The sequence below is a fragment of the Bradyrhizobium sp. Ken01 genome (genome assembly GCF_055807355.1).
Genome location: NZ_JBVVPC010000002.1, coordinates 328,712 through 337,729 on the forward strand (window position 1 = coordinate 328,712; position 9,018 = coordinate 337,729).

10 protein-coding genes are annotated in these 9,018 nt (G+C 63.7%); 2 read left to right on the plus strand and 8 right to left on the minus strand.

The genetic code is table 11. From position 1 onward, the window contains the following. Window positions 1–2: 2 nt before the first annotated feature. The 4 genes from AC0L3S_RS03660 to AC0L3S_RS03675 all read right to left on the minus strand — a co-directional run bounded on the left by AC0L3S_RS03660 (window position 3) and on the right by AC0L3S_RS03675 (window position 3,886). The gene (locus tag AC0L3S_RS03660) at window positions 3–929 is read right to left on the minus strand and encodes a dihydrodipicolinate synthase family protein (protein ID WP_473278106.1); all 927 of its coding nucleotides are present in this window, start codon (window positions 927–929) and stop codon (window positions 3–5) included. Between the two features lie 75 nt (window positions 930–1,004). After that, window positions 1,005–1,988: a TRAP transporter substrate-binding protein gene (locus AC0L3S_RS03665; RefSeq protein ID WP_473261466.1), complete on the minus strand. Its 984-nt coding sequence runs from the start codon at window positions 1,986–1,988 to the stop codon at window positions 1,005–1,007. A gap of 24 nt (window positions 1,989–2,012) precedes the next feature. Beyond that, a complete protein-coding gene (locus tag AC0L3S_RS03670; RefSeq protein ID WP_473278107.1) occupies window positions 2,013–3,278 on the minus strand; it encodes a TRAP transporter large permease in 1,266 nt (421 codons plus the stop codon). Further along, window positions 3,278–3,886, minus strand: a complete 609-nt coding sequence (locus AC0L3S_RS03675) for a TRAP transporter small permease (RefSeq protein WP_473278136.1) — start codon at window positions 3,884–3,886, stop codon at window positions 3,278–3,280. The genes AC0L3S_RS03670 and AC0L3S_RS03675 overlap by 1 nt, the downstream gene beginning before the upstream one ends. A gap of 205 nt (window positions 3,887–4,091) precedes the next feature. Between AC0L3S_RS03675 and AC0L3S_RS03680 the strand changes: the two genes are divergently transcribed. Beyond that, complete coding sequence (locus AC0L3S_RS03680; protein ID WP_473278108.1) at window positions 4,092–4,775, plus strand: GntR family transcriptional regulator; 684 nt, start codon at window positions 4,092–4,094, stop codon at window positions 4,773–4,775. A 95-nt stretch (window positions 4,776–4,870) separates the two neighbouring features. Here the strand turns inward: AC0L3S_RS03680 and AC0L3S_RS03685 are convergent, their stop codons facing one another. From AC0L3S_RS03685 to AC0L3S_RS03695, 3 genes are read right to left on the minus strand one after another with little or no spacing between them, the layout of a single operon-like run. Then, window positions 4,871–6,229, minus strand: a complete 1,359-nt coding sequence (locus tag AC0L3S_RS03685) for a TRAP transporter large permease (protein ID WP_007591317.1) — start codon at window positions 6,227–6,229, stop codon at window positions 4,871–4,873. Next, window positions 6,226–6,780 (minus strand): TRAP transporter small permease, encoded by a 555-nt coding sequence (locus AC0L3S_RS03690; protein ID WP_473261457.1) that lies wholly within the window; start codon window positions 6,778–6,780, stop codon window positions 6,226–6,228. The genes AC0L3S_RS03685 and AC0L3S_RS03690 overlap by 4 nt, the downstream gene beginning before the upstream one ends. Beyond that, the gene (locus tag AC0L3S_RS03695; protein ID WP_247286133.1) at window positions 6,777–7,799 is read right to left on the minus strand and encodes a TRAP transporter substrate-binding protein; all 1,023 of its coding nucleotides are present in this window, start codon (window positions 7,797–7,799) and stop codon (window positions 6,777–6,779) included. Before AC0L3S_RS03695 ends, AC0L3S_RS03690 begins: the two co-directional genes overlap by 4 nt. 333 nt (window positions 7,800–8,132) lie before the next feature. Here AC0L3S_RS03695 and AC0L3S_RS03700 point away from each other — a divergent pair, with 333 nt between their 5' ends. After that, window positions 8,133–8,375: a pentapeptide MXKDX repeat protein gene (locus AC0L3S_RS03700; RefSeq protein WP_007591301.1), complete on the plus strand. Its 243-nt coding sequence runs from the start codon at window positions 8,133–8,135 to the stop codon at window positions 8,373–8,375. A gap of 154 nt (window positions 8,376–8,529) precedes the next feature. Here AC0L3S_RS03700 and AC0L3S_RS03705 read toward each other — a convergent pair whose 3' ends face one another. Then, entirely contained in the window at window positions 8,530–8,877 is a 348-nt protein-coding gene (locus AC0L3S_RS03705) for a DUF6481 family protein (protein WP_473261455.1), read from the minus strand. Window positions 8,878–9,018: the final 141 nt, after the last annotated feature.

Here is a 9,018-nt window from a genome sequence, read left to right on the forward strand (position 1 = left end):
GCCTATGCTGCCTTCAGCCCGACATCCGGCAGGCGCGGCCGGGTCCTGAGCGCCTTGACCATCATCGCTTCGACCTCGGCCTTCTCCTGCGGCAGCAGAGCGAGGCGGGGCGGGCGGGTCAGCGCGGTGCCGCGGCCCATGATGTGCTCGCACAGCTTGATGCACTGGACGAGGTCCGGGCGCGCGTCGAGATGCAGCAGCGGCATGAACCATTCGTAGAGCGGCATCGCCTCGGCAAGGCGGCCCGCCTTGGCCAGGCGAAACAGCGTTTCGCCCTCGCGCGGGAAGGCGTTGGACATGCCGGAGACCCACCCCACGGCGCCCATGGCGATGCTCTCGACGATGACATCGTCGAGGCCGGCGAACAGCACGAAGCGATCGCCGACCATGTTCCTGGTGTCGATGAAGCGCCGAGTATCTCCGGAGGAATCCTTGAAGCAAACGACGGTCTCGACATCGGCGAGCGTGGCCAGGATGTCGGGGGTGACGTCGTTCTTGTAGATCGGCGGATTGTTGTAGAGCATCACGGGCAGATCGGTCGCGCTGGCGACGGCGCGGAAGTGAGCGGCGGTCTCGTGCGGCTTGGACGAATAGACCAGGGCCGGCATCACCATCACGCCGTCGATGCCCACGCGCGCTGCCTCCTTCGCGGTTTCGACCGCGAAGGCCGTGGTGAATTCGGCGATGCCGCACAGCACGGGCACGCGGCCGGCTGCGACGGACTTCGCCGTCTCCATGATCGCGACCTTCTCCTTGCGCTCCAGCGAGGTGTTCTCGCCGACGGAGCCGCAGACGATCAGGCCGGAGACGCCGTCACGGATCAGCCCGTCCATCACCTTGGCGGTCGCGTCGATGTCGAGCGAGAGATCGTCGTGGAATTGCGTGGTGACGGCCGGGAAGACGCCTTCCCAGGAAACGCGGCGGCTCATGGTTCGACTCCGAGTGGATTTGGCCGGCGGGGGGCTGGATCCGCCGGGTGTTTTGAAAGGGGATAGCGGGGTGGGTTAGAGCGTGGCGCCGACCTTGCGCAGCTCGGCCAGGACGGGTGCCTTCGGCAGCCAGATCTTATCGAACTCGGCAATGACAGCTTCGGTATCGCCGGCCGGCACCTGGCGGATCGGGATCGGCGCGTTCTTGAAGTTTTCGATCAGCGTCGGCTCGTTGGAGGCCAACTCGTCGATCTGCGCATCCAGCGTCGACTTGACGGTCTTGGCGATCAGCTCGCGGTCGGCGGCGGGAAGCGACTGCCAGACCCGGCCCGAGACCACTGCGGCCATCGGCATGAAGACGGCGTTCATCTGCAGGATCACTTTCGACACCTTGTCGAAGCGCTGGTTCCAGGAGAATTCAAGGTCGGCTTCGAGGCCGTCGACCTGACCGTTGGCCATCGCATCGAACACCTGCGGCGTCGGGATCGGCGTTGGTGCCGCGCCCAGAGAGGAATAGAAATCGCGATAGACCGGCGTCGGATTGATCCGCAGCTTCATGCCTTTGATGTCAGCAAGCGAAGTCAGATCCTTGGAGGAGAATACCGCCCGCATGCCCGTGATGCCCCAGCCTAACCCGATCGTCCCGGTCTCCTGCGGCAGCACCTCGAACAGCTTGACCGCCGCCGGATGCCGCACGAATTTCGCGACCGCAGGGGTCGAGCGGACGATGTAGGGCGCGTTGATCGCGGCGATATGCGGCACGCGCGAGCCGAGCTCCGCGGCCTGGATGAAGCCCATGTCGAGGGCGCCGGACTGCAATTGCTGCATCATCGCGGGTTCGTTGCCGAGCTGGCCGGAGTGGAACACGGTCAGGGTCAGGCGGCCGTTGGTGGCGGCCTTGAGGTCTTCACCGAATTTGAGCGCAGCCTTGTTCCAGGAATGGCCGTTGGGCGTGATCAGGCCGAGACGGAATTCCTTGGCCTGGGCGAGCGCCAGCGACGGCGTAAACACCGATGCGGCGGCGCTGGCAGCGAGAAAGCGGCGGCGTGAAAGCGGCATGGTCGGGCTTCCTTTTGGACGGGCCTATTTGATGAGGATCAGCGAAAGCGGCGGATAGAGCGAGAGCAGCACCAGCAGGACGCAGGAGATGACGAAGAACGGCAGCGTCACCATGAACATCTTGCCGGGCTTGGCGCCGGTGACGGCGGCCGCGACGAAGAAGCAGAGCCCGACCGGCGGCGACAACAGGCCGAGCACGAGGTTGATCACCACCACCACGCCGAAATGCCTGGGATCGATGTGATAGACGTCGGTTGCGACCGGCAGCAGGATCGGCACCGTCATGATCAGGCCGGGAATGCCGTCGATGACAGTGCCGATCACCAGCAGGATCACATTGCAGATCAGCATGAAGCTGACCGGGTCCTTGGCGGCCGTCTGGATCCAGGCGGCGGTTTCCTGCGGCACCTTGCCGAAGATCAGCACCCAGGAGAACACCGCCGCGGCGGCCACCAGGAACAGCACGATCGCCGAATAGATCGCGCTACGCAGCATCATTTGCGGCAGCTGCGAGAATTCGAACTCCCTGGTCCAGAACTTTCCGACCAGGGCTGCGGCAACGGCGCCGACGGCGGCGGATTCCGTCGCGTTGGCGAGGCCGCCGAGGATGGTGCCGACGATGACGATCGGGATCAGGAGGGTGGGCGAGGTCCGCAGGATCGTCATGACGCGCTGGCGCGGCGTCTGATAGTCCGCGCGCGGATAGTTATAGACGTATCCCATCAGTGCGATGACGACGCAGAACATCACGGTGAGGATGACGCCCGGCACGATGCCGGCGATCAGCATGTCGCTGACCGAGACCTGCGCGAGCACGCTGTAGACCACGAACATCACCGAGGGCGGGATGATCGGGCCGAGCATGCCGCCATAGGCGGTCAGTCCCGCCGCAAACGTCTTGTCGTAGCCCTTCTTCTCCATCTCCGGCACCATGATCTGGGCCATGATCGCGACCTGCGCGGTCGCAGATCCCAGGATCGAGGAGATGAACATGTTGGCGAGGATGTTGACGTAGGCGAGCCCGCCCTTGAGCGAGCCGACGAAGGCCATCGCCATGTCGACGATGCGCCGCGTGATGCCGCCGCCGTTCATGATCTCGCCGATGAGGATGAAGAGCGGGATCGCGATCAGGCCGTAGCTGTCGACCCCGCCGAACAGCTGGAGCGGATAGGACTGGAACAGCACCGGATTGCCTGACGCTGCGATGTAGACCAGGCCGGCAAGGCACAGGCAGAGGCCGATCGGCACGCCGACCAGCATGATCGCGAGGAAGGCTGCCGACGTGATCATCAGTTGACCCCGTCGAGTTCGGAAAGGGCAAAGCCCTTCGGGGGCGTGCGCGGTACCAAGTCCAGATCTTCCAGCAGATTGGCGAGACCATGCACGGTCATCGAGACCGCGAAGATCGGCAGCGTCAGATAGAGCACCCAGGTTGGCCAATTCAGGGTCTGGGTATGCTCCGTGTAGAGGAAATTGAAGGTCTCGGCGGCGAGCTTGCGCCCGTCGAAACCGGCGCGGGCAAGGCCAATCGGGTCCATCCAGAGCACGCAGGTGACGATCAGGGCGAGGCTGAACACGACGACGAGGCCAGTCGAGATCACCTTCGCGATCTTCTGGGCGGGGAGCGAAAGACGTTCCGTCAGCATCGTGACCGCGAAATCGAGCCGCAGCCGCGTCATTGCGGAGGCGCCGACGAATGTCAGCCAGACCACGCAATAGACCGCGGACTCGTCGATCCAGTAGATCGGGAAATGCGAGTAGCGGGTGACGACGTTGACCAGGATCAGGGCGGTGAGCAGGTACATCAGGCCCATCAATGCGATCCGCTCGACGGCGAGCAGGGCGCTGGAGGCGCGGACGACCATGCGTCGAACGCTGAACGCGCGCGTGGCCGGCATCGTCTGCTCGATCATGAAGAGGCCCCATTGCCCGCAAGATTTATCGTGCGATGACCGAATGTATAATTTATACATTTTGGCTGTCGAATGGAATCGCGAGCTGCGTCGAAGGCGTGCACGCGTTTTTTTGCGGGGACGCGATGACCTCAACATGCAAGACAGGGACCGTTCCGGCCGGCCGAGTCGGGGAGGGACGGAAGATCGGATGAAAGCGCCTCTGAAACATCGCACCCTGTCGGCTGCGATCGTCGACCAACTCCGGCAGGCAATCCTCGACGGGACCTATCCGGCCGGATCGCAACTGCGCCAGGATGCGCTTGGCGAGGCCTATGGCGTCAGCCGTATCCCCGTGCGCGAGGCGCTATTTCAGCTCGAAGCGGAAGGCTTGGTGCGGATCGTTCCGCAGAAGGGCGCCATCGTCTCCGAGCTGTCACTGGACGAGATCAACGACGTCTTCGACCTCCGCCGTATCCTGGAGCCGCGGCTGCTGGCGCACTCGGCTCCCCGATTCACAACGGAGGATTTCGCCGGGCTCGACGACATCCATAAAAGCTTTGAGAAGGCGATTAAGGCGCGCAATGTCAGCGAATGGGGTCAGCTCAACGCCGACTTCCATATGGCGCTCTATGTCCATGCCCCGCAGCCCCGCACCCGGGCGATCGTGCTGTCACTACTCCAGACCAGCGACCGCTATACGCGCCTTCAGCTCTCCAACACCAAGGCGATGGGGATTGCGGAAAAGGAGCATGCCCACCTGATCGCGCTCTGCCGTGCGCAGAAGGTCGAGGAGGCCTGCCGGTTTTTGGGGCGTCACATCGAAGCCGTGCGCAAGGATCTATTGCAGGTGGTGGCGATCGCGCCGCGGTCGCGGCGCAAAGAGAAATCGTAGTGTGGGTGAGCGAAGCGTAACCCACCACTTTTCTGACCGCATTGACGAGAGGAGGTGGATTGCGCCTTCGGCGAATCCACCTTACGGGAGGAGTTTCACCTGCTCCCGTCCGGCCCCATCACCAGGTCCGGCAGCGCGGTCGAGATGCCCGGCACAAAGCACAGCAGCAGCACCGCGAGCATCATCAAGAGCACGAAAGGAAGCGTGCCCCAGATCACCTCGCGCAGGGGAATGTCCGGCGCGACGTTGCGAATGACGAAGATGTTGAGGCCGACGGGTGGATGGATCAGCCCCATCTCCATCACGATGGTCATGACGACGCCGAACCAGATGATGTCGAAATTGGCGGCGCGGAGCGGCGGCAGGATGATCGGCGCGGTCATGAGAATAATCGAGACCGGCGGCAGGAAGAAGCCGAGCACGACGACCATGACGAGGATCGCGAACAAGAGGCCCCAGCGCGGCAGATGCATCGCGACGACGGATTCGGCGGCGGATTGCGAGATGTGCAGATAACTCATCACGTAGGAATAGAGCAGCGACATGCCGATGATCATCATCAGCATGGTCGATTCCCGGATCGTCGATTTCAGGATCGGCGCGAGGTCGCTCGGCCGCCACACGCTGTAGATCGCCGCGATCAATGCCAGCGCCAAGAGGCCACCGAGGCCGGCAGTCTCCGACGGCGTGGCGTAGCCGCCATAGAGCGCGATCATGACGCCGGTGAGCAGCAGCACGAAGGGGATCACGCGCGGCAGCACGCTGAAGCGTTCCGCGAGCGTGTATTCGTCACGGGCGAGGATCGCAGCTTCCGGGCCGCCGTTCTTGTAGATCGCTTCGGCCGCGGCATATTCCTGGCGGAAGCGGATCACGGCGTAGACGCCGAACAGCGAGACCAGCAGCAGGCCGGGTCCGATGCCGGCGAGGAACAGCCGTCCCAGTGATTTTTCGGCGGCGACCGCAAACAGGATCATGGTGATCGACGGCGGCAGCAGAATGCCGAGCGTGCCGCCGGCGGCGATGATCCCGGCGGCAAAGCCGCCGGAATAGCCGCGCTTGCGCATCTCGGGGATGCCGGCCGAGCCGATTGCCGAGCAGGTCGCGGGCGAAGAGCCCGCCATCGCCGCAAACAGCGCGCAGGCGAACACATTGGCGACGCCGAGGCCGCCCGGGACGCGGTGCAGCCAGGCGTGCAGGGCCGAGTAGAGATCCTGGCCGGCGCGCGACTTGCCGATCGCGGCGCCCTTCAGGATGAAGAGCGGAATCGACAGCAGCGTGATCGAGGCCATTTCCTCGTAGACGTTCTGCGTCACCGTATCGAGAGAGGCGGCGGGCATGTAGATGCCCATGAACACGACCGCGACCGCGCCGAGCGCGAACGCGATCGGCATGCCCGAAAACATCACGACCAGCGTCGCGATCCCGTAGGCGAGGCCGATACCGAAAACGCTCATGAACGCCTGGCTCCAGCGAAAGGCAGCGCAAGCTGCACGAGGATCTGGACGCAGAGCAGGCTCATGCCGAACGCCATCAGCGAATAGGGGATGGCCAGCGGCGGCGACCACATCGAGTTCGAGACCTGGCCGTCGACATAGGCTTCATGCGCCAGCGTCCAGGACTTCCAGGCGAAGAAAGCGCAGAACAGAAGCGTCACCGCGTCGACCAGCCAAAGCCTGATCCGGTTCGCCAGCGGCGAGAGCAGGCCGACGAAGGCCTCGATGCCGATGTGACCGCGGTTCTGCTGCACGTAGGCGGCGGTCATGAAGGTGGCGCCGACCAGCAGGAACACCGCCGCCTCGTCCTGCCAGTAATTGGCGGCCTTGAACAAGGCGCGGCTGAGCACGCTGTAGCTCAGGATGGCGCAGGCCGCGATCAGTGCGATCGCGGCGAACACGACGATGATGTTGTTGAGGATGGCGAGACCGCGATCGATCGCCGCCGCAAGGCTGGTCCTTGCGGCGGCGTTGGCCTGGTCGTCACGATCCGGAAGCGGACCGTGGCTCATGCGGCGACGTCGGTCGCGAGCTTGAGCAGGTTGGCCGAGGTCGCGGTCTTGGCGCCGTAGTCCTTCCATGCGGTGTCGCGGGCGATGTCACGCCACTTGCCGACGGTCGCGGCATCGAGCACCGAGACCTTGGCGCCGGCCTTCTCGTAGACCTTGGCGACCTCGACGTCGTCATCCTGCGCGCCCTTGCGGCCGAAGGCTTCGAGCTCGGTGCCGACCGCGAGCAGAACGTCCTGCTGGTTCTTCGGCAGCTTGTCGAAGATCGCCTTCGACATCATCAGCGGCTCGAGCATGAACCAGTAGGACGCGCCTGCGCCCGAGGTCAGCGATTTCGCGACCTCTTCGAGGCGGAACGAGATCAGGCTGGTCGAGGAGGTGATGCCGGCATCGCAGGCACCCGTCTGCATCGCTGCGTAGATTTCGTTCGAGGGCACCGACAGCACCGAGGCGCCGGCGGTCTGCAGCACCATATCCATCTCGCGCGAGCCGCCGCGCACCTTGAGACCCTTGGCATCTTCGGGGGCAACGATCGGCTTGGAGCGGCTGGCGACGCCGCCGGCCTGCCACACCCAGCTGAGCAGGATGATGCCCTTGTCGGCGAGGAAGTCGGTCAAGGCCTTGCCGACCGGCTCCTTCTTCCAGCGCATGCCCTGGTCGTAGGTGGTGACGAGGCCCGGCATCAGGCCGATATTGGTTTCCGGCAATTCGCCGCCGGCATAGGGCATCGGGTAGAGGCTGATGTCGAGCGCGCCCTTGCGCATCGCGGAGAACTGCGCGTTGGTCTTGATCAGCGAGGAGTTCGGATAGATTTCGGCGGCGATGTCGCCATTGCTGCGCTTGGCGACTTCGGCGGCGAACATGCGGCAGAGCCGGTCGCGGAAGTCGCCCTTGTCGACGGTGCCGCCCGGAAATTGATGCGAGATTTTCAGCGTGGTCGCGGCATGCGCGGTGCCGGTGCCGAAACGGAGAATGGCGGGTGCGGCGACGGCGGTCGCAATGAGGTGGCGGCGCGTAAGCATGGCGTGATTCCCTTGGACGGTTCTTGGGACGGTTCTTTGGAGAGTTCTTGTTTGCCGTGATTTTGGGCTGGTCTTCGAGATCGTGCTGAGGCTCATCCTAGCCGGTCTTTCAGACAATGTTCTCTAGTCTGATAGTTCGAGACCGAATGCCGCGGCAAGTGTCGGTCATGCTGCGTTGCACACTCCCCGATCTCCTGCATCCGCCAAACAAGGGACGGCGGCGGGCGCGCAGAAATTTATCGGCGGTGGCGTAACAACGCCCCGTGGCAATCCGTCGAGATCAGATAGCGGCGTCCGTCGCTGACAAACATCATCTCGAAGGGAAGACCAGTCATGACCATTCGTACCCGCATCGCGCTCGGCGTTTCGGCGGCCGTTCTCTCGCTCGGCCTCGCGCTGTCGCCGGCCGCCTTTGCCCAGGACAAAATGGGCAAGGACGACGGCATGATGAAAAAGGACACGATGTCCAAGGACGGCATGAAGAAGGACACCATGTCCAAGGACGACGGCATGAAGAAGGACACGATGTCGAAGGACGGGATGAAGAAAGACGACGGGATGATGAAGAAGCACTGAGCTTCCATCGTCGAGGAGGCGCTTGCGACAGGCAGACGCGCGCCAAAAATCCGGGGGCGGTCACGTAGACCGCCCCCCAGAGTGTTGTTTCAGTCCAAATTCAATTGAACGTGACTTGCGAGCGCTAGACTTGCGAGCGTCAGACTTGCGAACGTTACTTGCGCTTCGCCTTGCGGGCGGCGTAGCGGGCGTCTCGCTTGGCTTTTTGATCGGCCTCGGCTTCGGCCGCCTTCGCGACGGCTTCTTCGGCTTCGCGGGCGATCCGCGCAGCCTCGAGCGCGGCAGCCTCTTCTTGCAGGCGCTTCTGCTCGGCCTTTTCCGCCTCTCGCGCAGCTTTTGCCTCGGCGCGCTTGGCCGCAAGGGCCTCGCGCTCCGCACGCTTCGCCACAACCGCGGGATCATCCGGCCCCGGCTGCGACTTGAATTTGTTCAAAAGGTTCTTGCGTGCTTCCTGTGCCGCCTTTTGTCGGTCGGAGAAGCCTGGCTCCCTAAATCCACTCATCGGCGAACCTTGTCATCCTCGCTTTCGATCCTACATCACTGCCTGTTGGTACGTCGGCTGGGCATAGCGGGCGCCGCGCGACGCAGATGCGTGTACATCGGCGCGCGCCGTGATGCCACCTATAATCGCAGCCGATCAGGT

Coding starts and splice junctions, on each gene's coding strand:
- AC0L3S_RS03675 (WP_473278136.1), bottom strand. CDS start 3,886: ATGCCGGCCACGCGCGCGTTCAGCGTTCGACGCATGGTCGTCCGCGCC.
- AC0L3S_RS03685 (WP_007591317.1), bottom strand. CDS start 6,229: ATGAGCGTTTTCGGTATCGGCCTCGCCTACGGGATCGCGACGCTGGTC.
- AC0L3S_RS03705 (WP_473261455.1), bottom strand. CDS start 8,877: ATGAGTGGATTTAGGGAGCCAGGCTTCTCCGACCGACAAAAGGCGGCA.
- AC0L3S_RS03660 (WP_473278106.1), bottom strand. CDS start 929: ATGAGCCGCCGCGTTTCCTGGGAAGGCGTCTTCCCGGCCGTCACCACG.
- AC0L3S_RS03670 (WP_473278107.1), bottom strand. CDS start 3,278: ATGATCACGTCGGCAGCCTTCCTCGCGATCATGCTGGTCGGCGTGCCG.
- AC0L3S_RS03665 (WP_473261466.1), bottom strand. CDS start 1,988: ATGCCGCTTTCACGCCGCCGCTTTCTCGCTGCCAGCGCCGCCGCATCG.
- AC0L3S_RS03680 (WP_473278108.1), top strand. CDS start 4,092: ATGAAAGCGCCTCTGAAACATCGCACCCTGTCGGCTGCGATCGTCGAC.
- AC0L3S_RS03695 (WP_247286133.1), bottom strand. CDS start 7,799: ATGCTTACGCGCCGCCACCTCATTGCGACCGCCGTCGCCGCACCCGCC.
- AC0L3S_RS03690 (WP_473261457.1), bottom strand. CDS start 6,780: ATGAGCCACGGTCCGCTTCCGGATCGTGACGACCAGGCCAACGCCGCC.
- AC0L3S_RS03700 (WP_007591301.1), top strand. CDS start 8,133: ATGACCATTCGTACCCGCATCGCGCTCGGCGTTTCGGCGGCCGTTCTC.